The following is a 22,178-nucleotide window of genomic DNA, read 5'->3' as shown; positions in this document are numbered from 1 at the left end:
CACTATCCTTTGCAAGACATTTAAAGGATCAAACTTAAAAAAAACCAACACACTGATTAAATGACGATTAACAACATAAACCCAGCATTCTAGCGCGCGCCACGGCATGCGTACGGCGTTCGACGCCCAACTTTGCATGAATCCGCCGGACATGAGTTTTAACGGTATGCAACGAGATGAACAACTTGTCCGCTATTTGTTTATTGGAACTTCCCGCCGCAATCAACCCCAACACTTGCGACTCTCTCAAACTTAATGAATTTTCACTCTCGCCACTTTCAGAAAACTGATGTCCGGATAATGATTCAGATCGAATAACCGTCGCGGCATCATCGAACTTCATGACCAGGCACTGCAAGTTGAACTGGCAGGCCAGCATGCGGCCCTTGTCGAAATACTGCCGGGCAGATTCCCGATCATTGAGAATTGATGCCACCTCGCTCATTGCCAGCAGCAACTCGGTTTCCAGAACAATCATCCGGCAAGACCGAGCCTGCTCGAGCAGAGACTGCAATCGCAGCACGGGCTGCTGCGTCTGCCCCAAACGGGTCTCGGCCAGAATCAGCAAACACTCGATACGCGGAATCAGTTCCAGCGTTGCCGGCGGCGCCTGCCGTGCCCGCGGGCCACGATAATGCCTGAGCACTCGACTCAACGCTTCGCGAGCCAGTTCTGGCCGCCCTTGTTGCAGCCAGAATTCACTGCTGAGCTGCAGCAGAACGCCGCGATAGACCGTGTCCGGAATCTGCCGCTGCTGCATGAGCCGCTCGGCATCACGCAGACGCATGAACGCCTGCGGGTAATCGCCCTGATCGGCGGCCAGTTGCGCCTGCCCCAAAAAGCCATAAAGCACCCGCTTGTCAAAGCTGCACAGGCAATCGTCGAGCCCTTGTTGAAAGAATCCGGCGGCCCGATCCTGCTGTCCCATGCTCAGCGCCAACCGCCCGCGACGCAGGGCAATACGGCCCAGCAACGGCGTCGGCCGCTCGACAGACAAGCCGAGCATGTCGCAAAGATTGGCCAGCAATTCTTCGGCACGAGCCGACGCGCCCCGTTGCTCCAGCAGTTGGGCGTGATCCAGTTCCAGCAACGCTTCGAACAGCAATGAACCCTCAGCCCGGGCCAGGCACAGCGCTTCACGATTGATCGAATGAGCCAGCTCCAGATCACCGCACAGCAACGCCTGCTGAGTGCGGCCCGACAGGCACAAAAGACGCGCCGCCCAGGCCTGCGGCGAAAGATCGTTCAAGGCCTGCTCGAAATGCTCGCGCGCCTCGTCCATGTGCCCCTGCAAATGCAACAGCCAGCCTTGCTGAGCCTGCCAGCGGGCGATCAATTGCCGTTGCTGACCCGCCGACGGCGGCGGTAGAAAACGCGACAGCTGCCCGATGCAATCCGCCGCCTGGGCAAAACGCCCGGCAAACAACAGCGCTGCCGTGATCAGCCCGACCAGTTGCGCCGAACCCAGCAGCAATTCCTCGCCGCGCTGCTCGTAGAGACGCAGTAGCAACACAACAGTCTGCTCCTCGAACAGGTGCTCGAAGCTGAAGTGCTGCAGCAGGCTCACCGCGACCTCGTACTCTTCGGCCAGCAACGCCTGTTCGAAGGCGCATTTCCAATGCTGTGCGGCAGCAAACCACTGACAGGCCCGACGATGCCAGGAACGTCCGGCCGACCAGGGTTCGTCGCGCATCAGACGCGACAGCGGAGCGCATACCTGCAACCAGTCCGGCGACCCTTGCCAGGGTTCGATAAAACACCCGAGCGTTTGCAGCGTGCGCATCCACTGCGCCCCTTCGCCGGCACCGAACAGGTGATCGCACAGACTGGCGTTGAACCGCGGCAAATGCGCCAACACCCGCCAGGCCTCTGCCAGTTCCGGGCTCAAACCACTGAACAGTTCGTGTTGCAGATAGTCCAGCAAGGTGTCCATGCGTTGCTGCGGCAAGGTCTTTTGCGACCAGTCGCATTTTTGCATCAACAGGATCCGCACCCCGGCGCACCACCCACCGCAGCGCTGGAGGATTCGCCCGGCTACGTCGTCGGCCTGGGCTGGCGGAAGGTGCCGCAACAGTTGCGCGATCTCGCCACGACTCAACGCCAGCGCCGCGCGATCGCATTCGTACAAGGCATCATCGAGCAGCAGGCGAGGCCAGTTGCATTGCGGGCGCCGACGGGTGCCGATCCACCAGGTGACGGCAGGGCTGGCAAGCGCCAGCAGGCGGTCGAGGAGCGCATCCAGCGCCGGATCTTCAACACGGCAGTAATCGTCGAGAAACACCCAGACCGGCGAGGACCGGCGCGCCAGTTCATTTAGCAACGACGACTCATCCGCCGCTGCCAGCCCGAATGCCTGCGCCAGTCGCTCGCAAAATGCCGCGACACTTATCGACATGCCCACCAGCGGCAGCCAGCACACCGTACATTCGAGGGGCGCCTGCAACAGGCATTCGGTGAACAGCGTGCTCTTGCCACTGCCGGCCGGTGCGCAGATCAGCCGGACCCGTGCCGAAGACTCCAGCAATGATGCAGTCAGACGTGGACGTGGAAGATGATGAGCCGAGAGTCTGGGCAAGAATCCCGGACGATCCGGAGCGTGGGTCATGGCGGTCATCGGGTACGCCTTTTTATCGTTGTACGCTCACCCTAGTCCTCTCCCCGGTGCTTGTTGACGAGTATTCAGTACGCTGATTGGCGCCCATAAAAAAGGCGACCGTATGGTCGCCTTTTGCCTTGCCAATGTATCGAAACCCTTACCTCACGCCCTCGGCGCGCAGGGCCGACGGGGTGTAGTCGGCGGCCTTGGCTTCGAAGCCGAATTCGAAGCTGTGCTTCTCTTCGTTCTTCATCCCCAGGGCAATGTAGCGGCCGGCGATGATGTCGTAGAGCGCTTCGAGGGTGTAGGCCTGGGCCTGGTGATCGTAGTAGTACTGCGCGTGTCCCTCGGCCACTCGCCACAGCTGCCCGCGACCGTCGTAGTGATCGGCCAGCGCCACTTGCCAGCTGTCCTCGTCGATGTACATGTGGCGCTTGGCGTAGATGTGCCGCTCGTTCGGTTTCACCGTGCCGACCACTTCCCAGACCCGGTGCAGTTCATAGCGGGTCAGGTCCTGGTTGATGTGCCCCGCCTTGACGATGTCGTCGTACTTGAGACTCGGCGAGTCGAGCTTGTAGCTGTTGTACGGAATGTACATTTCTTTCTTGCCGATCAGTTTCCAGTCGTAGCGGTCCGGCGCGCCGGAAAACATGTCGAAGTTGTCCGAAGTGCGCAGGCCGTCGGCAGCGGTGCCCGGCCCGTCATAGGCGACCTGCGGCGCACGCCGCACCCGGCGCTGCCCGGCGTTGTAGATCCATGCCAGGCGAGGTTCCTTCACCTGATCGAGGGTCTCGTGCACCAGCAGCACGTTACCGGCCAGACGCGCCGGCGCTGTCACCGACTGTTTGAAGAAAGTCAGAACGTTGGCGGCTTTTTCCGGATCGAGATCCTTCATCAGTTGCGGCACGGCGATCTCTTCTTCAAAGCGGATCGGCGTGTAGCTGCCATTGGTTTGCGGGGTCACCTGCGTGATGATCCGCCGCAGGTTGCCGCCGTGATAACGGGTGATGTGGTTCCACAACACCTCGACGCCATTTTTGGGAATGGGGAACGCGTAGTAGCGGTTACCGGTGAAATTGGCCAGTCCGTTGCCGTCGTTGATGCTGGTGACGTTCAGCGCGCTGCGTTTGGCCGATTCGTAGATTTCCGGCGGCACGGCCACGGTGCGATGGGTCGGGTAGACCGGGATCTTGTACGTCTCGGGGTAGCGCTTGAACATCGCCACCTGGCCGTCGGACAGTTTGTCCTTGTACTTGTCGACGTTGGCGGCGGTGATGGTGAACAGCGGTTTTTCACTGGCGAACGGGTCAGCCAGAAAGCCCTTGCCGTCGACCGCACCGGCGTTTTTCGGGATACCGCCGGTCCAGGCCGGAATCGAGCCGTCGGCGTTGCCGGCCTTCTCGGCGCCCAGCGGCGTCAGGCTGGTGCCAAGCTTGTTGGCTTCGTCCGGCGACACCGCCGCGATCACGTTGGCGGCCAGCAGGCTCAGGGCCAGGACACCGCATTGCAGAATCATCTTGCGCATTGCATTCATCCTTCTCGGGCAGATCAGAAGTTCACACCGAAGCTCAGGGCCACGAAGTCACGGTCTTCGAGGGTGTTGTAGTCACCGCCGAAAAAATCGGTGTAACTCAGGCTCGCGGTATAGGTGTTGCGGTAGTCGGCATCGACCCCGACGCTGACGGCCTTGGCGCCTTCGTTGAACAGACCGTTGGGGCCATAACCGGCGACGTCGTGGGACCAGGACAGGTTGGGCTTGAGGTTGATCCCGCCGATCACGTTGGCGTAATCGAGGATCGCCCGGGCGCGATACCCCCAGGAGGTGGAGGTGACGAAACCGTCGGTGTCACCGCCGAAACCGTACTGGCCGTAGACCGAGTCACGGCCGTAACGCAGCTTGCTGCGCGACTCCAGGCCGCCAACCCGCACCACCGCCGCTTCGCCGACCAGGGTCAGACGCTGAGCGCCCCAGACCTGATCGAAAAAGTGCGTCAGCGTGCTCTGGATCTGGGTCACTTCCTTGCGTCGGTAGCCCTTGTTGTCAGCACCCGGCGAGGTAACCAGCGGCGACGCGGCACCGCCGGCAATCGGATTGAGCAGCGCAAGGGTCAGGTCATTGGTGTTGACCTGCACCGGCGCGTTGGGGCGGTAGCTGATCTCGCCGGTCCAGGCGGTGCCGGTCGGCAGCGTGGTAGAGAAACTCGCGCCATACAAGCGGATGTCTTCCGGGTATTCGAGGTAGTACTGACCGCGACCGAGCATCACGCTTTGCGCCAGTCCCGATCCACTGCCGGGCGCCAGCCGGTTGGCGATCCCGACCATGCCCGGCAAGGCCGCGAGGGTCGACAGGCCGGCGGTGCTGGTGCCAACCGTCGGCGTGCGGCTGTGATAGTTCATGAAGTAGAGGCCGTACTCGGTGTCATCGCCGAGCCAGCGCAACGCCGTGCCCCATTGCCCGGAATCCCGCGCATCGCGGTCGCCGCCACGGGGCACGATCACGCCTTCGCGGGTCACCTGGATCGGCTGGCCAAAGGCTGCCGCCAGCGGCGCCAACGGGGCGATCGCCGGGCTGCCGACGGTGTAACCGTTGTTGCAACCGTCCGCCGCCACGTCGACACCGAAGAAGGTGCCGCAGTTGTCGAGGACGGTCTGATCCCATTCCAGTTGATAGAAGCCTTCGACCGTCAGTTGGTCGGTGAGCCCCTGAGAGGCGAACAGCATGTTCACCGGAATCAGCCCTTCCTTGATCTCCGCACCTGGCCGGCGAAACGCCGAGACGTCGATCGGGTTGATGCTGTTGATCGAGTTGCCGATGAAGGTACTTTCGCCCCAGCTCACTACTTGCTTACCGGCACGCACGGTGCCCGGCAGGTCGGCGATGGAGTAGTTGTGATAGACGAACGCATCGAGAATCTGCGCGCCGGAAGACTTCGCGCCTTCTTTGCGACCCTTGTCACTGATCTGTTTGAACTCGCGGTCTTCGTCCTTGAGTTCGAAGTCGTACCAGTACTTGCCGCGCACGAACACACCGGTGTCGCCGTACTTCAGTTCGAGGTCGTGGATGCCTTTGAAGATCTTGGAAAAGGTCTCGCCCTTCTTGAAGTTCAAACGCCCGTCATCACCGGTGGAAGACTGGCCGGTCCCGCCGTTGACAGTCCCCACCAGCGACTTGTCGGCATCGCGCATGCCCCAGCTCGCACCGACCGACAGCGACGAATCGAAGGTGCCTTCGATTTCCCCGATATTGAAAGCGACCGCGTGCGCCTGGGCACAGCAACCCAAGGCCACCGCAGCGGCAAGCGCGTGCGGTGTGAAGATGGCGCGCATTGTTGTTTTTGTCATGCGTCTTCCCCGGTGAGTGACAGAAGACCCCACCCTACTGCCGCCACGCAGGGACGATAAGCGCACCAAGGAGGTATTCACACTGTCGCTCAAAAGGATGAATCCCCGCCTGCAGCAAGGCTTTGCGCCCGCCATGAACAGGCTGGATGGATCACTATCAACGCAACGGATAATGACGACCCCGGTGCGCGCCACTGTTACATGCCCCGTAACAGTGCATGTCCGGAATCGCTATTTTTCCCTGAGGCGCCAGCCCTTATTCTGAGCGGGCTTTCACGGCAGACCGCCAGTAAGCACGAAGTCCACGACCGAGTCGTCGGCAACCGATTTCTGATGGACCGAAGCGTTTTCGATCTATCGCCCAGGTGTTCACTGACGTTGATTTGTAGCTCCTTGATCCAACGTCTTACCTTGGCCGCTGCGTTTGCAGCGGCCTTTTTTATGCCTGCTGAAAAGCCGAACGCCCTATCTTTCGAACAACTTCGAAAACAATGTCGGACATTTCCTCTTGCACCAAAGAAATATGACCTGAACGTTGAAAACCCAGGAACCCTCTTTCAAAACGAAACACCATTACTTACGGAGCTCTCGGATTTTGTAACCAGAGTTTTGTTGTAACTTGAAGCACCTCAAACATTCGCTGGCGACACAGGCGCCGCTTTCAACAGCACCATTTTGCCAGTGAGCCAACACGCACATTCAAAAGGATATGAATATGCAGAAACCTCCACCCTTTGTATTAACAGAGGCTGTCCATACGACAGCAATTGCACCGCCAAACACTCCCATCATTCGCGGGACATCCCCTGTTCTGCCCCATAGCGGCACGTTTGGCATCCCACATAACGTTGTAGCCAGTTCGCGGGAGTTCACTGCTGCCAAACTAAAGATTGAACAGGACTTTCAATCTCAGAACCAACAACTGGTGCAATCGATTGAGCAGGAACTCGCCGCAACACGTCTGGAAGGCAATACCCATCCGCTTCCTCCCGCGCAAGCAATCACTCGAGAGCTAGGAGTACGCCACACACTTATTGCTAGAAAGACCGCTCAACTTCATCAAAAAAATATTCTTGTTAACCATTTTTTGGGGAGACGCCACTCAATAAGGACTTCCATGTTTTTTATCGACAAGCGCAGAACATGGATAGCAACGTCAGGCCTCGTGGTCTTGCCATGCAGGCTTGGGCGACCTCGTACAGAGCCGCCCACGAAGCGATCTTGCTGACGCAATCCATCGCCATACTTAACCAGCAACAGGTCGGAGTACAAAAATGGCTGGCCGCCGTGCAGGCCAATGATCAAGAGCGAATAGCGGCTGAACAGCAAGCGCAAAGAGCGGCGGCCGAACTGGCGCGCATCAATGAACAGGCACGACTCGCAGCACTGGCAGAAACTGCGCGTCGGCAAAAAGAACAGCAGGAAATTCAGGCGCGTGAACAGGCGCGCGTTGCAGCGCTGCTCGAGGCGCAAAGGCTGGCGGATGAGCTGGCACAAATCGCCGCCGCAGCCGCTGCGCGACAAGTCGCCGCCGAGCAGGCACGCCTGCAAGCGCAAGCCGAAGTTCAGCGCCGCGAAGAGGAACGCCGGCAACTGGCTGAAAAAACACGTCGGGAAAAGCAGCAGAAAGCGCTGAGAAAAGCACAAAAGAAACAGCGAAAAAAAGCACGCAAGATCGCCAGGGAGCAGGCGCAACGGCAAGCCGAAAACGCCAAAACCGGACAACCTCCGCTCTTTGCCAATGCGGGTTCGATGGCCGCTTTGGGTCCCACCTTTACCGGCCCGCTCGGCGTTTTTGGCAACAACCTGGCCACGACTCTGGCGCTCAGAACTTCGCTGCAAACGGCGGTTTCTTTGGCGCTGGCTGCCATCTCCACTGCTGCCGCACCGGTGATCGTCGGGTTCGCGGCGTTGCTCGCCCCTTCAAAACTAGGGAACAGCGACCTGTATTCGGCCAGCGTTCCCTTGTCAGACCTCGCACCGGATCTGAATGAAGATCTTCATCACGTGGCGGCCGTCGGGGGAACAGTCGATCTGCCGGTCAGGCTGGGCTCGTCGACGATCGGCGACAAAGTCGAATTCGTCGTAGTCACGACGGACGGAGTGACAGTCCCCGCCCCTGTTCCCGTGAGAGCCGCTCGCTTCGACGCCAGTAAAAACGTCTACGTTTCCACCGCCAGCGACACCAACGGCCCCACGCTGACCTGGACGCCGTTGGTACAGCCACAAGATACCTCGACCCACCTGCCGCTGGCCGATAACGATCCTCCGGTCTACGACGGTGCTGAAGTTGTTCCAGACGAGGGACGGATCGATCCGTTTCCCGAGCTGGATCGGTATGGGTTTGGCGGGTTTATCACGGTCTTTCCAACTGAGTCCGGATTGTCGCCGTTGTATGTGGTTTTCAGCAGTCCCTATGAGGGAGGCGTTGAAGGTGGCGAGCACAGTGGCCGCGCGTTTAACCCCGAGGAAACAGGTGGACCAATTCTTGACTTGGAATGGTCCCCTGTAACTGCAACATCAGAAGGAGCAAGCACTGTGCGACTACACATCTCAAGATTTCCTGAATCGGCCGCCAATAAGGTAATGATTGATCGCCTGGAAAAAATCATCAGCGGAGAGCTTGAGATAACGGATACAGACAAGCGCTTCTACACTCATGAGTTGAGAGAGCTAGAAAGATTCAGAGCCTTGGGATATGGGGATAACGAACGACCTGATCCGAACTCTCCTGTGTGGAACAATGTTCACACAGCAACGCTGGAAGACTTCAAACTCAAAGACGATGCTTCGCTGCTGTACACACCTGAAGCGCTGGCCGCCGACGCAGAACAAGTGGAACTCGAATACCAAAGGTTGTTGAAGGAGATGTGGAAATGAATACTGTCGAACAAATCGTAAAAAACGAGTCCCTTGATGACATCGTTGCAGTGTTCGCGTTGATCAAAGCAAATCCACATCTGGACAGGATGATCAGACTCTATAACCGTGACATCCTCAAAGAGTATGGCGCACTCGAAAACGCCTACTCCCGCCTCTTCGCCGCCGGGGTACTTGCTCTCGGAGAGCACGGCCTGGCGATCAAAGGCCCGAACTGGTCCCCACCAAAATTCATGATCGAAAACAGATACACCTGATCGGCAAATCGGCCACCAGGCTCTCACCTAGTGGCCACTTCAGGTTACAACGAATACTTCTGCAGATTCCCCATCATTTCCTTCAGCGCTTCGATGTTGTCCTTCGGATGCGCCGCGCCTTCGAAATCACAGATCTGCTGCCAGTGCGCCGCGACGTCTTCCGGGGAAAACCCGACGCGAGGATCGAACCCGGCACCCAGGCTGCGCTCCCAGCGCACCTTGCCCATCCAGCCGCCGCCGACTTCGAACAGGCCGGAAGTTTCCTGGCATTGTTCGCTGGCCAGGTACACCACCAGCGGGCTGACCAGCTCCGGTTTGAGTTGTTCGAACACTTGCGGCGGGATCAGGCCTTCGGTCATGCGCGTGCCGCCGGTGGGGGCGATGGCGTTGACCAGGATGTTGTTCTTGCGACCTTCGATGGCCAAGGTACGGGTCAGGCCGTAGAGGCCGAGTTTGGCCATGCCGTAATTGGACTGGCCGAAGTTTCCGTAGATGCCCGAGGTCGATGCGGTGAAGATCACTCGCCCATAATTTTGCTCACGCAGGTGCGGCCATGCGGCACGGGTCACTTTGTAGGCGCCTTCGACGTGGACGCGATAGACCAGATCCCAGTCGGCGTCTTCCATTTTGTGGAAGGTCTTGTCACGCAGGATCCCGGCGTTGTTCACCACCACATCGACGTGGCCGAACACATCGAGCGCGTTCTGCACCAGTTTGTCGCCGTCGGTGACCGAGTCATGGTTGGCTTCGGCGATGCCGCCGGCCTCACGGATTTCCGCTACCACGCGGTCGGCAGCCGAAGCGTTTGCGCCTTCGCCCTGGGTTGAACCGCCGAGGTCGTTGACCAGCACTTTGGCGCCCTGTTTGGCGAACAGCAAAGCGTGAGCGCGTCCCAGGCCACCACCGGCTCCGGTGACGATCACGACTTTATCTTCGAAACGCACAGACTCATTCATCGGGGCAACTCCAGCAGACCTGAGGGACAGTGTCCCCGAGTGTCAGGCACGACGCGTTCGGTCACAACGAACACGGCTGGGGCTGAATGGTGCGCGATAAGGCTGGGGGATGATGAAAACGTGCCGCGGCGCCCGGCGCCTGCGGCACGAACTCAGGAACACGCCACCTTGCGCGGCGGCAACACGAAGTGATCGCGAAATTCGAGGTAGTGCTTGAGCACCTGCACCGGCGCTTCGGTTTGCGGGTAGTGGCCGATGCCCGGCAACAGCACGGTGTCCGCGTCGGGAATCAGCTCGCGATAACGCTCGACCATGTGCGCGCCGGAAATCGGATCGACCTCGCCATCGATCACCCGCAACGGCACCTCGCCGCGCTGCATCGCTGCGACCCAGCGATCACGCTGGACCCTGCGCTCGGGAATGTAGTGGATCAGCTTGTGCATGACTCGCGGCCCACGATTGCATTCGATCAGGCTCCAGAAATCATCCATCTCGCTTTCGCTGGGCCGGGTGTCCGGGCCGAAGATCTGCCGGAAACTTTTTACCAGCGCATCGCGGGTAAACGCCCGGCCGATCATCCAGCCCAACGGGCTGAGCAACAGTTTTTGCGTCAGCAGCGGCCGATGGGTTTCCGGGAACAGACCGCCGTTGAGGAACACGCAACTGGCGACCTCGATCAGGTCTTCGTAATGCCGGGCCAGCAGTTCCTGGGCAACGCTGTCGCCGTAGTCGTGGGCCAGAATGTGCACCGATTGTTCGACCTGCAGATGCGCCAGCAAAGCCTGTTGCAGATCGGCCTGCTCCAGCAGGCTGTAAGTGTGATTCAGGGGTTTGGCCGAGTCGCCGAAGCCGAGCATGTCGCAGGCAATCACCCGGTAGCGCTGGGACAGCGGTTGCCACAGGTAATGCCAGTCCCAACTGGCCGTCGGAAAGCCATGGATCAGCAGCAGCGGATCGCCCTGCCCGGCCGTCCAGTAGCGGATCGGCTGACCACGGAAGACAAACGTCTGGCTGCGTTTGCGCCAGGCACTCAGAGGGATCTCGGCGAGAGGCATTAGAGTTTATACCCCGGGTCTTGTTTATCGAGTTTGCGCAGCAGCGCCGGCCAGGCCAGCGCGCCACCCATGCCTTGAGCACTTTTGGTGACGCCGGCGATCATCGCCTTGGCGCCTGCCAGAATCTGCGGTTCGATGGCGATCAGTTCGGCACCGCCGGTCTGCGCCATGACCTGAATGTCGCAGGCGCGCTGGAAGGTGAACATCATCAGGAACGTGTCGGCGATGGTGCCGCCACAGGTCAGCAGACCATGGTTGTGCAGCATCAGGAAATTGCAGTCACCGAGATCCGCCTGCAACCGCGCTTTCTCTTCATGGTTCAGGGCCACACCTTCATAGGCATGAAAGGCCAGGCTCGACAGCACGAACAGCGATTGCTGACTGATCGGCAACACGCCCTGCTTCTGCGCCGACACCGCGACACCGGAAGCGGTGTGGGTGTGCAGCACGCAGGCCACGTCGTGCCGCACTTCGTGCACGGCGCTGTGGATCGTGTAACCGGCGGGATTGATCTCGTAAGGGCTGTCCATGAGTTTGTTGCCGGCCTGGTCGACCTTCACCAGACTCGAGGCGGTGATCTCATGGAACATCAGGCCGAACGGGTTGATCAGGAAATCTTCGGTGCCGGGCACCTTGGCGGAAATGTGGGTGAAGATCAGATCGTCCCAGCCATGCAGCGCGACCAGACGATAACAGGCGGCCAGATCGACCCGGGTCTGCCATTCCGCGGCACTGACCTGGTCTTTGACGTTCACGGACGAAGGGACGGGGGCTACGCTCACTGTATGCACCTCTGCGTTCTTATTGTTTTTGCGTGTGTCAGCAGTCTAGTCAGCCATGGACGGCCGCGTAGTTGCATTGGCAGCCAGCTTGATGACTGAACGAGTCAGCCACGCAAACAGCTTGGATCCATGTCAAAGCAACGACGCCAACAAAGGTGCGGCGAACAGATTGAGCAACCCCGTCAGCACCATCACCAACCCCGCCACCGAACCTTCCTCGCCGCCCACTTCATGGGCCCGGCTGACCCCGGCACCGTGCGCACCGACGCCGAACAATGCCCCGCGCGCCAGGGCGCTGCGCAGCGGCAGCCACTTGAGCAGCACACCGCCGAGCATGGCACCGAACACTCCGGTGAACATCACGAACACCGCTGTCAGCTCCGGCACGCCACCCAGGTCCTGCGCCAGCGGCATGGCGAACGGTGTGGTGATCGAACGCGGCACCAGCGACAGCGTCACCGAACTGTCCAGTGCCAGTGCTTTCGCGAGGCCGAACGAAGTGCCAATCGACGCGGCGCTGCCGGCCAGCATGCCCAGCAGCAACGCCGACCAATGCCGCACCAACAAACGCCGCTGCTGCCAGATCGGCACCGCAAACGCCACGGTGACCGGCCCGAGCACCAGCATCAGCCAATGGGTGTTACTCGAATATTCGGCGTAAGCGGTGTGCAGCGGCACGGCAAGCGCCAGCAGCAACGCAGGGACCAAAATCAGGGGCGACAGCAAGTAGCGCCCGGTCCGGCGATACAGCCAGCGACTGAACAGATAAGCCAGCAACGTGAATGCCAGCCAGAACATCGGCATCAGCTCAAGCTTCATGGGACCGCCTCAGGCGCACAGCCAGCTCCACGGTGAACGCGGTCACCAGCATCACCATCAGCGTACTGGCGGCGATCACCAGCAGAATCCGCCAGCCGTCGTCACGCAGCAATGCGCCGTAATCCAGCAGGCTCATCAACGCCGGAATGAAGAACAGCAGCATCTCCGCCATCAACAAGCCTGCGCCCATTTGCAGCGCCGCCGGTTTGACCCAGCCAAGCGCAAAGCCCAGCAGCAACAGGGCCATGCCGATCACGCCGCCGGGAATCGGCCAGGCCAGCCACGCTGCGATCTGGCAGCCGAGCAGGTAGAGAGCGAGCAGCACGGCCAGTTCGGACAGCAGGCGGGAGAAGTATTTAACGGTCGAGGCTTTCATCGGTGGGCTCCTTTCAGGTGCCTATTTTACGAACCCGACTGCCATCTCCGAAGCGAATTGTTAGACTCAAAGCCATTCCAATATGGAATCAGGCCATGGAATTCAAACAGCTCAAAAGCTTCGTCGAAGTGATGCACCAAGGCGGCTTCACCCAAGCCGCGAAGACCCTGCACATCAGTCAGTCCGCCGTGAGCAAGCAGATCGCCCAGCTCGAACAGAGCCTCGGCACCCCATTGCTCGAACGGCTGGGTTCGCAAATACGCCTGACCGCCGCCGGCAGCGTGGTGCTGCAACGGGCAGAAGGCATGCTGCGGTTGCGCAATGAATTGCTCAGCGAACTGGATGATCTCAGCCATCTGGCACGCGGCGAGCTACGTCTCGGGCTGCCATTGCTCGGTAGCGATGCATTGTTTGCCGGGCTGTTCGCCGAATACCGACGGCGTTACCCGAACATCAGCGTGCAGTTGCTTGAAGGCGGCAGTCGCAATATCGAACAGGCGGTGCTCAGCGGGGAGCTGGAGTTGGGCGGCAGCCTGCTGCCGAAAGATCCGCAGTTCGACTTTCAGCCGTTCTGCGATGAACCGCTCGATGCGCTGCTACCGGTGGATCACCCACTGGCTACAAAAGGTGAAATCGGTCTGGAGGAACTGGCCGATACGCCGTTCCTGCTGTATCAGCGCAGTTTCGTGCTCAACGATCGTTTGCTTCAGGCGTGCCAGCAGATGGGCTTCACGCCGAAGGAAGGCGGGCGCAGCGGGCAGGCGGATTTTCTCGCGGCGCTGGTCGCCGCCGGGCAAGGCGTGGTGTTGCTGCCCAGCGTGGTGGCGCGCGGACTGGTGCGGCCAGGCGTGGTTCGCCTGACCTTGAACGCGCCGGATTACTTGCGCTGGGACATCGCTTTCATCTGGCGCCGGGGCGCCTATCTGTCGAAGGCTGCACAGGCCTGGCTGGCGCTGTTGCGTGAACGCGGGATCAGCCCTTGAGCGTGGCGATCAACTGTTCCAGCCAAGGCTCGGCGTCGGTTTCCGGGGTAACGCTTTCGCTGGCGTCGATGCGCAGCATGTCCTGCACTTCGCGTACACCCAGTTCGCCGAACAACTCGCGCAATTGCTCGCCGCCGCCGCAGAACGTGTCGCCGTAACTGGCGTCACCCAAGGCGATCACCGCGCCAGGCAAACCACGCCAGGCCGCCGGCAATTGGTCGCGAATCGCCGAATACAACGGTTGCAGGTTGTCCGGCAGCTCACCCATGCCGGTGGTCGAAGTCACGCCGAGCAAGGCTTCAGGGCCAAACGCCTGGAGATCGGCAAGGCTGGCGCGGGCGTTGTAGAAGGTTTCAAAACCGGCGGCGTTCAACAGGCTCTGAGCGTGGCGAGCGACTTCTTCGGCCGTGCCGTACACGGAGCCGGAGAGGATGGCGACTTTCATCAATCTGATCCTGAAACTGAAAAAAAGAGCGGCGATAGTAACAGCCAGCGGCGCTCTGTTGCGATTGGCTCTCGATAAGCGCTGATGGCCAGTAGACAGCGCCGGTCGATCTTCTAGAATGCCTGCCACCGAAATCCTTGTAAGGCTTCATAGATGATCAATGCCAGTCTGCTGCAAATGGTGATCAACGCGTCGAACGAAGGGATCGTGGTGGCAGAAAAGGAAGGCGATCAGGACAACATCCTGATCTACGTGAACCCGGCTTTCGAAAAAATGACCGGCTACACCCGCGAGGAAATTCTCTATCAGGACTGTCGCTTCCTGCAGGCTGGGGATCGTGACCAGGCCAGTCTCGGGGTAATTCGCGAGGTTTTGAGAGAAGGCGGCTCATGCCGGGAAATCCTGCGTAATTATCGCAAGGATGGCACGCCGTTCTGGAACGAGCTGTCCCTGTCCACGATTAAAAATGCCGATGACGGAATGACCTATTTCGTGGGCGTGCAAAAAGACGTCACCGTTCAGGTCAAGGCCCAGCAGCGGGTTGTGCAACTGGAAGCCCGGGTTGCGGCGCTGGAAGCCGAACTCGCAGAACTGAAAGCGACGAACGGCGCAAACAAAACCGCGAACTAATTGTCATTAACTACAATCACCAAAGACTTTGTAATTATTCATTTCGAGTTAGCCATGCAGCGTGACGCCCTCCTGACCCAGGATGAGCTGGATTTCATCCAGACCATGCAACACAACCCGCAACTCAATGTGCGGGATGCGACGTCGAGCCTGCTGGTCAATGGTGGTTCGCAGATCCGTGATCTGCTCACGCGTCTGGCGGCCCATGAGCAAGTCACCATCCAGGCCAACTTCGAAAATCAGCAGATGACTTTCCCGCTGCATCTGGTGGAAGACGAGTTCCACGCTCTGCACCTGCGCCTGGGCGTACCGAGCATTTATGAAGACGGGCCGATGGTGCGCCCATGGCGCCTGACCCTGGAAGAGCCGGTGGCACTGGAAAATGCCAAGGGCCAGCCGGGAACGTTGTGGGTTCACGAGGTTTCGCACAAGGGTGTGTTGCTGGAAGTGCGCAACAAAACCAAACCGCCGAAGCACTTTGCGTTGTGGTTCAGCCCGTCAGGCTACGAGCGGATTTCCCTGCGCGGGACGTTCGAGCGGGAAACCGAAAACGGCTTTTATGCTTACGAGCTAAGCCAGAGCGATGCCGACGAAACCGAGCGTCTGCGCCAGTTCATCCTGCAACAGCATCGCCTGACCCACCCTGCCCTGCACACCTGATTCTCAGGTATCCAGCGTCCCTGCCAGGAACTGATTCATGCGCTGGCGCATGGTCGCCCCTTCGTTGCCCAGACAGCCAACCGATGATCCGGCCAGGCTGTCCTGCGCCAGATCGGCAGCATCGCCTGCCAGCATCAACTGACAATCCAGACTCAAGGCCAGACGATTCAGACGTCGCGGCAGCTCGGCGGTCGGCGCGTGATTGGAAAACAGCACCAACGCCTGGGGCCGGGTCTTTTCGCACACCAGCGTCAGCTCGTCGAACGGCTGACCGGTGGTGAGCACACGAACCCCCGCGTCATTGCCGCTGAGAAACAGCGCCGCCACCAGCAATTCAAGCTCACGACATTGACCGGCCAGCGCGCTGACGATTACCTTGCGCGGTTGCGAGCCGCGCAGCACGACGATGCGCTGCAGCACCTTCGCTCGCAGAAAACCATCGAAGAACAGCCACTCGCTGGTCTGCCCGAACGCGTCCTGACGCTGGAGCATTTGCAGCCACAGCGGCATCAGGATGTCCTGAAACACTACGGGCAAGGCATAGGAGGAGAAAATCTGTCCGTAGACCCGCTCGAGCAACTGATCGTCGAACGAGCTGACTGCCTGCCGGACCTGTTCCTGCCACTGGAGGTAGTCAGCCTGCACCAGGTCATCGGGAATTAAGTGGGCCAGCACCTTCATCGGCTCGGTCTTGGCGAGGATCCTGCCGATCTTGCTCACGGCGACACCCCGATCGATCCAGTCGACGATGCTGCGAACGCGCTCGATATCGGTCATGGAATACAAACGATGCCCACTTTCGGTGCGTGTCGGCTCGATCAAACCATACCGACGCTCCCAGGCGCGCAACGTGACCGGGTTCACGCCGGTCACGCGCGACACTTCGCGAATCGGGAAAAGCTCCTCGCGCTCCAGCGCAACAGATGCCTGCGAAGCAGGGCGAACGTCTGTAATGACAGGCATTTGGGCGGACACGTCCTTGTTGGCGAAGTTGGATCCCATTCTACTCCGGATGCCCCTCCCCGGTTCAACCGACAAAATGAGACGAAAGTCTCTGGTTTTGTCACGATAATCAGGAATAATCCTTGCTTGTCGAAAAACGCAGCCCTCTACCCCGGCGCTGCGTCAGGCGAAACTCCTACCCGGAGCGACGCAAATGCAATACGGAGATACACAATGTCTACTTCCCCCGTCACGCTGATGGTCGCGCGTCGTGTCGCCAATGGTCGTTATCAGGATCTGATCGCCTGGCTGCGAGAAGGCGAACAACTGGCCACCGACTTCCCCGGTTATCTCGGCTCCGGCGTACTGGCCCCGCCTCCCGGCGACGATGAATTCCAGATCATCTTCCGCTTCGTTGACGAACAGACCCTGCACGCCTGGGAACACTCGGCATCGCGCACCGCCTGGCTGGCTCGTGGCAGCGATCTGTTTGCTCACCCGACGGAACATCGGGTCAGCGGAATCGAAGGCTGGTTCGGTGCAGCTGGCGCACGTCCTCCTCGCTGGAAGCAAGCGGTGGCGATCTGGCTGGCGTTCTTCCCGGTGTCGCTGCTGTTCAATTTCGTGCTGGGCCCGCTGCTCGCGGAAATGAGCCTGTTGACGAGGGTCTTCATCAGCACGCTCTGCCTGACCCCGTTGATGGTCTACTTCTTCATTCCGCTGTCGACCCGCCTGCTGGCCGGCTGGCTCAACCCGGCGCCTGCACGCCCGCTGCCTGCCGCACCCTCCACGCAAAATCGCTGAAGCCGTCGCTCGCGTCGCTGTTATAGTTTTTGCTCTGACTTCGACGCGAGCCGTACATGACTTCTCACACAGCTCCCATCCTCATCACCGGCGCCGGCCAGCGGGTCGGCCTGCATTGCGCGCAGCGTCTGCTGGAAGACGGTCATCGGGTGATCTTCACCTACCGCAGCGAACGGCCGGGTGTGAAGGCATTGCGGGATCTGGGCGCCCTCGGGCTGCACGCGGACTTTTCCAGTGAAGCCTCGATCCTCGCGTTCATCACCGAACTGAAGACCCACACCGAGAGCCTGCGCGCCATCGTGCACAACGCCTCGGAATGGCTGGCGGAAATCGGTGACGGCGAAGCCGAAGCCTTTAGCCGGATGTTCAACATCCACATGCTGGCGCCGTACCTGATCAACCTGCATTGCGCCGAACTGCTGCAACGTTCGAGTCCTGCCGACATCATCCACATCAGCGATGACGTCACCCGCAAGGGCAGCAGCAAACACATCGGCTATTGCGCCAGCAAGGCCGGGCTCGACAGTCTCACGCTGTCCTTCGCCGCGCGCTACGCGCCGTCAATCAAGGTCAACGGCATCGCGCCAGCCCTGCTATTGTTCAATCCCGACGACGACGCGGCGTACCGCGCCAAGGCGCTGGCCAAGTCCGCGCTGGGCATCGAACCCGGCAGCGAAGTGATTTATCAGAGCCTGCGCTATCTGCTCGACAACCCGTATGTCACCGGCACGACCCTGACCGTCAACGGCGGGCGGCACGTCAAGTAATACGCCCCGCGAGGATGCTCCATGACCCGTTCCCTGCCCGAGAATTACCGCGAGATCCTGATCGGTCTCGGTGAAAACCCTGACCGCGAAGGACTGCTCGACACGCCGGTGCGGGCGGCCAAGGCCATGCAGTACCTGTGTCACGGCTACGAACAGAGCGTCGACGAGATCGTCAATGGCGCGCTGTTTGCCTCCGACACCGACGAGATGATCATCGTCGCCGACATCGAGCTGTACTCGTTGTGCGAACATCACCTGCTGCCCTTCATCGGCAAGGCCCATGTGGCTTATATTCCGACGGGCAAGGTGCTGGGGCTGTCGAAGATCGCGCGGCTGGTGGACATGTTCGCCCGCCGCCTGCAGATCCAGGAAAACCTCACCCGCCAGATCGCCGAGGCGGTCCGGCAAGTCACCGATGCCGCCGGTGTCGCGGTGGTCATAGAAGCCCGGCACATGTGCATGATGATGCGCGGTGTCGAGAAACAGAATTCGACCATGAACACCTCGGTCATGCTCGGCGCCTTCCGCGAGTCGAGCAACACCCGCCAGGAGTTCCTGCAATTGATTGGACGGAGCAAGTAAATGCCACAACTTCAACCGGGAATGGCGCGCATCCGGGTCAAGGATCTGCGCCTGCGCACCTTCATCGGGATCAACGAGGACGAAATCCTCAACAAGCAGGATGTGCTGATCAACCTGACCATCCTGTACGCCGCGCAGGAAGCGGTGCGAGACAACGACATCGACCACGCGCTGAACTACCGCACCATCACCAAGGCGATCATCGCGCATGTGGAAGGCAACCGTTTCGCGCTGCTCGAACGCCTGACCCAGGAGCTGCTGGATCTGGTGATGGCCAACGAATCGGTGCTGTACGCCGAAGTCGAAGTCGACAAGCCGCATGCCTTGCGTTTTGCCGAGTCGGTGTCGATCACCCTTGCCGCCAGCCGCTGAACGTGTCTGGCGCTACGGGCGTCAGACTTTTATCATCCGCGCCACGATTTGACTGCACAGAGCCCATCATGACCGAGCAACAACGCCTCGAACTCGAAGCCGCCGCCTTCCGCCGGCTGGTCGCCCACCTGGACAGCCGCAAGGACGTGCAGAACATCGACCTGATGAACCTCGCCGGGTTCTGCCGCAACTGCCTGTCCAAGTGGTACAAGGCCGAGGCCGACGAGCGCCGGATCGAGGTCAGCCTCGACGATGCCCGTGAAGTGGTTTACGGCATGCCGTACGCCGACTGGAAAGCCCAATATCAGCAAGAGGCCAGCGCCGAACAACAAGCGGCGTTCGCCAAAGGAAAACCCAATGAGTGATCTGAACACCCTGCGCGCCAGCCTCAAGAGCGGCGAACACGTTTTTGCCGACACCCTGTCGTTCATCGCCGCCGGTTACGACTACCAGCCTCAGGCGTTCAACAACGGCGGCGTGGAAAACGCGGCCGGGCAGAACGAAGGTTCGTGCAAGACTTTGGGTCTGGCGCTGCTGGAAGGCCTGAGCGATGAAGAAGCGCTGCTGGCGTTCGGCGAACACTACCGCTCGGTCGTGGCAACCCCTGAAGGCAGCGATCACGGCAATATCCGTGCGCTGATCCAGCACGGTCTGGCGGGCGTGAAATTCGAAGCGCAACCGCTGACCCGCCGCTGAATCCCGACACAACACTATCCCTGTCAGATCGTTCCCACGCTCCGCGTGGGAATGCAGCCGGGGACGCTCCGCGTCCCAAGGACGCAGAGCTTCCAGATGAGGCATTCCCACGCAGAGCGTGGGAACGATCATTGTCGTGGTGCCTGTGAATAATGGGCATGAAAAAACCGGCCAATTGGCCGGTTTTTTTGTGTCTGCGTTCTTAGAACGAAACGTTCTGCAGATCGTCCAGGTAACGCTCGGTGTCCAGTGCCGCCATGCAGCCGGCGCCGGCCGAGGTGATGGCCTGACGGTAAACGTGGTCGGCCACGTCGCCGGCAGCGAAGATGCCTTCGACGCTGGTCGCGGTGGCGTTGCCTTCACGGCCGCCCTGAACCACGAGGTAGCCGTCCTTCAGCTCCAGCTGACCTTCGAACAGCGAGGTGTTCGGGGTGTGGCCGATCGCGATGAACACGCCGTCGACCTTGATTTCGTCGAAGCTGCCGTCGTTGTTCTTCAGACGCGCGCCGGTCACGCCCATGTTGTCGCCCAGCACTTCGTCCAGGTTCGCGTTCAGTTTCAGCTCGATCTTGCCTTCGGCCACACGGGCGTTGAGCTTGTCGATCAGGATCTTCTCGGCGCGGAAGGTTTCGCGACGGTGGATCAGGGTGACCTTGCTGGCGATGTTGGCCAGGTACAGGGCTTCTTCGACAGCGGTATTACCGCCACCGACCACGGCCACCGGCTTGTTGCGATAGAAGAAACCGTCGCAGGTCGCGCAGGCCGAAACGCCTTTGCCCATGAACGCTTCTTCCGACGGCAGGCCCAGGTAACGAGCGCTGGCGCCAGTGGCGATGATCAGCGCGTCGCAGGTGTAGGTGCCGCTGTCGCCGGTCAGGCTGTATGGCTTGGAAGCGAAGTCCACAGCGTTGATGTGATCGAAAACGATCTCGGTTTCAAAACGCTCGGCGTGCTCGCGCATGCGCTCCATCAGCACCGGGCCGGTCAGACCGTGGACGTCGCCCGGCCAGTTGTCGACTTCGGTGGTGGTGGTCAGTTGACCGCCGGCCTGCATGCCGGTGATCAGCAGCGGCTTGAGGTTGGCACGGGCAGCGTAGACGGCAGCGCTGTAACCGGCAGGGCCGGAACCGAGGATGATCACTCGCGAATGACGGACTTCAGACATGAACCTGCTCCTGTTGACCGGCCAAGATACCTGGCCGGACGCCGGACTGCCGGCGGGAATAAAAAAGGACTGTGGATAACCTTGGGGAAGGCGTGAGCTCGACAGTCCTGTAAAAAGTTGGGTGCAGCGTATCGAGGGGGGCAAGATTAAGGAAATACGGTTTAACAATCCAGCTCATAGGTGGTCTCTATGCCGACACACTGACGAGATGGACGTCTTTGTTACAGTGAATGTCCATCCCGCCGCCGCGCTTTCACAGGTTCTGCAAAGTCGGTAAGGTCGGCGCGTTTTCCCTTGTTCGGAGCACCTTATGCCCGCCCCTGTTCTCTCCGGCCCGCAATACCTGCGCGAAGGCCTCAAACTGGTCTTGAGCCCTGGCCTGCGCCTGTTCGTGCTGCTGCCGCTGGCCATCAACCTGGTGCTGTTCGTCGGATTGATCTATCTGGCCGGCCACCAGTTCAGCCTGTGGGTCGACACGCTGATGCCGTCGCTGCCCGAGTGGCTGAGTTTCCTCAGCTACATCCTGTGGCCGCTGTTTGTGGTGCTGGTGGCGTTGATGGTGTTTTTCACCTTCACCATGCTGGCCAACGTGATCGCCGCACCGTTCAACGGTTTCCTCGCGGAAAAAGTCGAAGTGGTAGTGCGCGGCACCGACGACTTCCCGGCCTTCAGCTGGGGCGAACTGATCGCCATGATCCCGCGCACCCTGGCCCGGGAAATGCGCAAGCTCGGTTACTTCCTGCCCCGGGCGATCGGCCTGTTCATCCTCTCGTTCATCCCGGTGGTGAACATCGTCGCCGCACCGCTGTGGCTGTTGTTCGGGGTATGGATGATGGCGATCCAGTACATCGACTACCCGGCGGACAACCACAAGCTGGGCTGGAACGAAATGCTCGCCTGGCTGCGCCAGAAGCGCTGGCAGAGCATGAGCTTTGGCGGGATCGTTTATCTGGTGTTGCTGATTCCGGTGGTCAACATCCTGATGATGCCGGCCGCCGTGGCTGGCGCGACACTGTTCTGGGTCCGCGAACGGGGTGCCGAGAATCTTGTGACGCAACGCTGAGGCCGC

23 protein-coding genes are annotated in these 22,178 nt (G+C 60.1%); 12 read left to right on the top strand and 11 right to left on the bottom strand.

Features of this window, described 5'->3' with window-relative positions; translation table 11 throughout:
- Nucleotides 1-67: 67 nt before the first annotated feature.
- The 3 genes from CAF74_RS16020 to CAF74_RS16010 form a co-directional block, all read right to left on the bottom strand.
- On the bottom strand, nucleotides 68-2,614 hold the full coding sequence (locus tag CAF74_RS16020; RefSeq protein WP_085746958.1) for a LuxR C-terminal-related transcriptional regulator: 2,547 nt from the start codon (nucleotides 2,612-2,614) through the stop codon (nucleotides 68-70).
- A 139-nt stretch (nucleotides 2,615-2,753) separates the two neighbouring features.
- Nucleotides 2,754-4,121 carry a DUF1329 domain-containing protein gene (locus tag CAF74_RS16015; protein WP_085746957.1) on the bottom strand — a complete coding sequence of 456 codons (1,368 nt, stop codon included), beginning with the start codon at nucleotides 4,119-4,121 and terminating at the stop codon, nucleotides 2,754-2,756.
- A 23-nt stretch (nucleotides 4,122-4,144) separates the two neighbouring features.
- Entirely contained in the window at nucleotides 4,145-5,938 is a 1,794-nt protein-coding gene (locus CAF74_RS16010; protein WP_085746956.1) for a DUF1302 domain-containing protein, read from the bottom strand.
- Nucleotides 5,939-7,081: 1,143 nt separating this feature from the next.
- On the opposite strand from CAF74_RS16010, the gene CAF74_RS16005 reads away from it, so the two are divergent.
- Together CAF74_RS16005 and CAF74_RS16000 are read left to right on the top strand one after the other, a co-directional pair.
- Nucleotides 7,082-8,818: an S-type pyocin domain-containing protein gene (locus tag CAF74_RS16005; protein WP_085746955.1), complete on the top strand. Its 1,737-nt coding sequence runs from the start codon at nucleotides 7,082-7,084 to the stop codon at nucleotides 8,816-8,818.
- Nucleotides 8,815-9,075: a hypothetical protein gene (locus CAF74_RS16000; RefSeq protein ID WP_007957240.1), complete on the top strand. Its 261-nt coding sequence runs from the start codon at nucleotides 8,815-8,817 to the stop codon at nucleotides 9,073-9,075. The genes CAF74_RS16005 and CAF74_RS16000 overlap by 4 nt, the downstream gene beginning before the upstream one ends.
- A 44-nt stretch (nucleotides 9,076-9,119) precedes the next feature.
- On the opposite strand, the gene CAF74_RS15995 is transcribed toward CAF74_RS16000, so the two are convergent.
- The 5 genes from CAF74_RS15995 to CAF74_RS15975 all read right to left on the bottom strand — a co-directional run bounded on the left by CAF74_RS15995 (nucleotide 9,120) and on the right by CAF74_RS15975 (nucleotide 13,063).
- Nucleotides 9,120-10,031, bottom strand: coding sequence for an SDR family oxidoreductase (locus tag CAF74_RS15995; RefSeq protein WP_085746954.1), 912 nt, complete (start codon nucleotides 10,029-10,031; stop codon nucleotides 9,120-9,122).
- A 152-nt stretch (nucleotides 10,032-10,183) separates the two neighbouring features.
- Nucleotides 10,184-11,086, bottom strand: coding sequence for an alpha/beta fold hydrolase (locus tag CAF74_RS15990; protein ID WP_085746953.1), 903 nt, complete (start codon nucleotides 11,084-11,086; stop codon nucleotides 10,184-10,186).
- Complete coding sequence (locus tag CAF74_RS15985; RefSeq protein ID WP_085746952.1) at nucleotides 11,086-11,868, bottom strand: class II aldolase/adducin family protein; 783 nt, start codon at nucleotides 11,866-11,868, stop codon at nucleotides 11,086-11,088. Before CAF74_RS15985 ends, CAF74_RS15990 begins: the two co-directional genes overlap by 1 nt.
- A 132-nt stretch (nucleotides 11,869-12,000) precedes the next feature.
- On the bottom strand, nucleotides 12,001-12,687 hold the full coding sequence (locus tag CAF74_RS15980; RefSeq protein ID WP_085746951.1) for an LrgB family protein: 687 nt from the start codon (nucleotides 12,685-12,687) through the stop codon (nucleotides 12,001-12,003).
- The gene (locus CAF74_RS15975; protein ID WP_085746950.1) at nucleotides 12,677-13,063 is read right to left on the bottom strand and encodes a CidA/LrgA family protein; all 387 of its coding nucleotides are present in this window, start codon (nucleotides 13,061-13,063) and stop codon (nucleotides 12,677-12,679) included. The genes CAF74_RS15980 and CAF74_RS15975 overlap by 11 nt, the downstream gene beginning before the upstream one ends.
- 95 nt (nucleotides 13,064-13,158) lie before the next feature.
- Here CAF74_RS15975 and CAF74_RS15970 point away from each other — a divergent pair, with 95 nt between their 5' ends.
- The gene (locus CAF74_RS15970; protein ID WP_085746949.1) at nucleotides 13,159-14,046 is read left to right on the top strand and encodes a LysR family transcriptional regulator; all 888 of its coding nucleotides are present in this window, start codon (nucleotides 13,159-13,161) and stop codon (nucleotides 14,044-14,046) included.
- Here CAF74_RS15970 and CAF74_RS15965 read toward each other — a convergent pair.
- Nucleotides 14,036-14,491: a flavodoxin gene (locus CAF74_RS15965; protein ID WP_085746948.1), complete on the bottom strand. Its 456-nt coding sequence runs from the start codon at nucleotides 14,489-14,491 to the stop codon at nucleotides 14,036-14,038. The genes CAF74_RS15970 and CAF74_RS15965 overlap by 11 nt on opposite strands.
- Nucleotides 14,492-14,644: 153 nt before the next feature.
- On the opposite strand from CAF74_RS15965, the gene CAF74_RS15960 reads away from it, so the two are divergent.
- Together CAF74_RS15960 and CAF74_RS15955 are read left to right on the top strand one after the other, a co-directional pair.
- Nucleotides 14,645-15,121 (top strand): PAS domain-containing protein, encoded by a 477-nt coding sequence (locus CAF74_RS15960; RefSeq protein ID WP_085746947.1) that lies wholly within the window; start codon nucleotides 14,645-14,647, stop codon nucleotides 15,119-15,121.
- Nucleotides 15,122-15,175: 54 nt separating this feature from the next.
- Nucleotides 15,176-15,781 carry a hypothetical protein gene (locus tag CAF74_RS15955; protein WP_085608095.1) on the top strand — a complete coding sequence of 202 codons (606 nt, stop codon included), beginning with the start codon at nucleotides 15,176-15,178 and terminating at the stop codon, nucleotides 15,779-15,781.
- Nucleotides 15,782-15,784: 3 nt separating this feature from the next.
- Here the strand turns inward: CAF74_RS15955 and CAF74_RS15950 are convergent, their stop codons facing one another.
- Nucleotides 15,785-16,744 carry a MerR family transcriptional regulator gene (locus CAF74_RS15950; protein WP_085747044.1) on the bottom strand — a complete coding sequence of 320 codons (960 nt, stop codon included), beginning with the start codon at nucleotides 16,742-16,744 and terminating at the stop codon, nucleotides 15,785-15,787.
- Between the two features lie 213 nt (nucleotides 16,745-16,957).
- On the opposite strand from CAF74_RS15950, the gene CAF74_RS15945 reads away from it, so the two are divergent.
- The 6 genes from CAF74_RS15945 (at nucleotide 16,958) to CAF74_RS15920 (ending at nucleotide 19,944) form a co-directional block, all read left to right on the top strand.
- Nucleotides 16,958-17,527 carry an antibiotic biosynthesis monooxygenase gene (locus CAF74_RS15945; protein WP_085746946.1) on the top strand — a complete coding sequence of 190 codons (570 nt, stop codon included), beginning with the start codon at nucleotides 16,958-16,960 and terminating at the stop codon, nucleotides 17,525-17,527.
- A 56-nt stretch (nucleotides 17,528-17,583) separates the two neighbouring features.
- Nucleotides 17,584-18,294, top strand: coding sequence for a dihydromonapterin reductase (gene folM, locus CAF74_RS15940; protein WP_085746945.1), 711 nt, complete (start codon nucleotides 17,584-17,586; stop codon nucleotides 18,292-18,294).
- A 21-nt stretch (nucleotides 18,295-18,315) separates the two neighbouring features.
- Entirely contained in the window at nucleotides 18,316-18,876 is a 561-nt protein-coding gene (gene folE, locus CAF74_RS15935) for a GTP cyclohydrolase I FolE (RefSeq protein ID WP_085746944.1), read from the top strand.
- A complete protein-coding gene (gene folX / locus CAF74_RS15930; RefSeq protein ID WP_007957207.1) occupies nucleotides 18,877-19,248 on the top strand; it encodes a dihydroneopterin triphosphate 2'-epimerase in 372 nt (123 codons plus the stop codon).
- Between the two features lie 68 nt (nucleotides 19,249-19,316).
- On the top strand, nucleotides 19,317-19,613 hold the full coding sequence (locus CAF74_RS15925; protein ID WP_007957206.1) for a DUF1244 domain-containing protein: 297 nt from the start codon (nucleotides 19,317-19,319) through the stop codon (nucleotides 19,611-19,613).
- Nucleotides 19,606-19,944 (top strand): HopJ type III effector protein, encoded by a 339-nt coding sequence (locus CAF74_RS15920; RefSeq protein WP_011332495.1) that lies wholly within the window; start codon nucleotides 19,606-19,608, stop codon nucleotides 19,942-19,944. The genes CAF74_RS15925 and CAF74_RS15920 overlap by 8 nt, the downstream gene beginning before the upstream one ends.
- Nucleotides 19,945-20,146: 202 nt before the next feature.
- Here CAF74_RS15920 and trxB read toward each other — a convergent pair whose 3' ends face one another.
- Nucleotides 20,147-21,109, bottom strand: a complete 963-nt coding sequence (trxB, locus tag CAF74_RS15915) for a thioredoxin-disulfide reductase (protein WP_085746943.1) — start codon at nucleotides 21,107-21,109, stop codon at nucleotides 20,147-20,149.
- 310 nt (nucleotides 21,110-21,419) lie between these two features.
- Between trxB and cysZ the strand changes: the two genes are divergently transcribed.
- Complete coding sequence (cysZ, locus tag CAF74_RS15905) at nucleotides 21,420-22,172, top strand: sulfate transporter CysZ (RefSeq protein WP_011332493.1); 753 nt, start codon at nucleotides 21,420-21,422, stop codon at nucleotides 22,170-22,172.
- The last annotated feature ends 6 nt before the right edge of the window (nucleotides 22,173-22,178 follow it).

It is taken from the genome of Pseudomonas sp. R45(2017) (genome assembly GCF_002112305.1).
GTDB lineage: Bacteria > Pseudomonadota > Gammaproteobacteria > Pseudomonadales > Pseudomonadaceae > Aquipseudomonas > Aquipseudomonas paraglycinae.
The sequence above is the reverse complement of the archived record's forward strand: the minus strand, read 5'-3'. Positions and strand labels throughout refer to the sequence as shown.

What these genes read in the sequence shown, in the direction of transcription:
- CAF74_RS16020 (WP_085746958.1), bottom strand. Translation starts at nt 2,614, where the DNA reads ATGACCGCCATGACCCACGCTCCGGATCGTCCGGGATTCTTGCCCAGA.
- CAF74_RS16015 (WP_085746957.1), bottom strand. Translation starts at nt 4,121, where the DNA reads ATGCGCAAGATGATTCTGCAATGCGGTGTCCTGGCCCTGAGCCTGCTG.
- CAF74_RS16010 (WP_085746956.1), bottom strand. Translation starts at nt 5,938, where the DNA reads ATGACAAAAACAACAATGCGCGCCATCTTCACACCGCACGCGCTTGCC.
- CAF74_RS16005 (WP_085746955.1), top strand. Translation starts at nt 7,082, where the DNA reads ATGGATAGCAACGTCAGGCCTCGTGGTCTTGCCATGCAGGCTTGGGCG.
- CAF74_RS16000 (WP_007957240.1), top strand. Translation starts at nt 8,815, where the DNA reads ATGAATACTGTCGAACAAATCGTAAAAAACGAGTCCCTTGATGACATC.
- CAF74_RS15995 (WP_085746954.1), bottom strand. Translation starts at nt 10,031, where the DNA reads ATGAATGAGTCTGTGCGTTTCGAAGATAAAGTCGTGATCGTCACCGGA.
- CAF74_RS15990 (WP_085746953.1), bottom strand. Translation starts at nt 11,086, where the DNA reads ATGCCTCTCGCCGAGATCCCTCTGAGTGCCTGGCGCAAACGCAGCCAG.
- CAF74_RS15980 (WP_085746951.1), bottom strand. Translation starts at nt 12,687, where the DNA reads ATGAAGCTTGAGCTGATGCCGATGTTCTGGCTGGCATTCACGTTGCTG.
- CAF74_RS15975 (WP_085746950.1), bottom strand. Translation starts at nt 13,063, where the DNA reads ATGAAAGCCTCGACCGTTAAATACTTCTCCCGCCTGCTGTCCGAACTG.
- CAF74_RS15970 (WP_085746949.1), top strand. Translation starts at nt 13,159, where the DNA reads ATGGAATTCAAACAGCTCAAAAGCTTCGTCGAAGTGATGCACCAAGGC.
- CAF74_RS15965 (WP_085746948.1), bottom strand. Translation starts at nt 14,491, where the DNA reads ATGAAAGTCGCCATCCTCTCCGGCTCCGTGTACGGCACGGCCGAAGAA.
- CAF74_RS15960 (WP_085746947.1), top strand. Translation starts at nt 14,645, where the DNA reads ATGATCAATGCCAGTCTGCTGCAAATGGTGATCAACGCGTCGAACGAA.
- CAF74_RS15955 (WP_085608095.1), top strand. Translation starts at nt 15,176, where the DNA reads ATGCAGCGTGACGCCCTCCTGACCCAGGATGAGCTGGATTTCATCCAG.
- CAF74_RS15950 (WP_085747044.1), bottom strand. Translation starts at nt 16,744, where the DNA reads ATGCCTGTCATTACAGACGTTCGCCCTGCTTCGCAGGCATCTGTTGCG.
- CAF74_RS15945 (WP_085746946.1), top strand. Translation starts at nt 16,958, where the DNA reads ATGTCTACTTCCCCCGTCACGCTGATGGTCGCGCGTCGTGTCGCCAAT.
- folM (WP_085746945.1), top strand. Translation starts at nt 17,584, where the DNA reads ATGACTTCTCACACAGCTCCCATCCTCATCACCGGCGCCGGCCAGCGG.
- folE (WP_085746944.1), top strand. Translation starts at nt 18,316, where the DNA reads ATGACCCGTTCCCTGCCCGAGAATTACCGCGAGATCCTGATCGGTCTC.
- folX (WP_007957207.1), top strand. Translation starts at nt 18,877, where the DNA reads ATGCCACAACTTCAACCGGGAATGGCGCGCATCCGGGTCAAGGATCTG.
- CAF74_RS15925 (WP_007957206.1), top strand. Translation starts at nt 19,317, where the DNA reads ATGACCGAGCAACAACGCCTCGAACTCGAAGCCGCCGCCTTCCGCCGG.
- CAF74_RS15920 (WP_011332495.1), top strand. Translation starts at nt 19,606, where the DNA reads ATGAGTGATCTGAACACCCTGCGCGCCAGCCTCAAGAGCGGCGAACAC.
- trxB (WP_085746943.1), bottom strand. Translation starts at nt 21,109, where the DNA reads ATGTCTGAAGTCCGTCATTCGCGAGTGATCATCCTCGGTTCCGGCCCT.
- cysZ (WP_011332493.1), top strand. Translation starts at nt 21,420, where the DNA reads ATGCCCGCCCCTGTTCTCTCCGGCCCGCAATACCTGCGCGAAGGCCTC.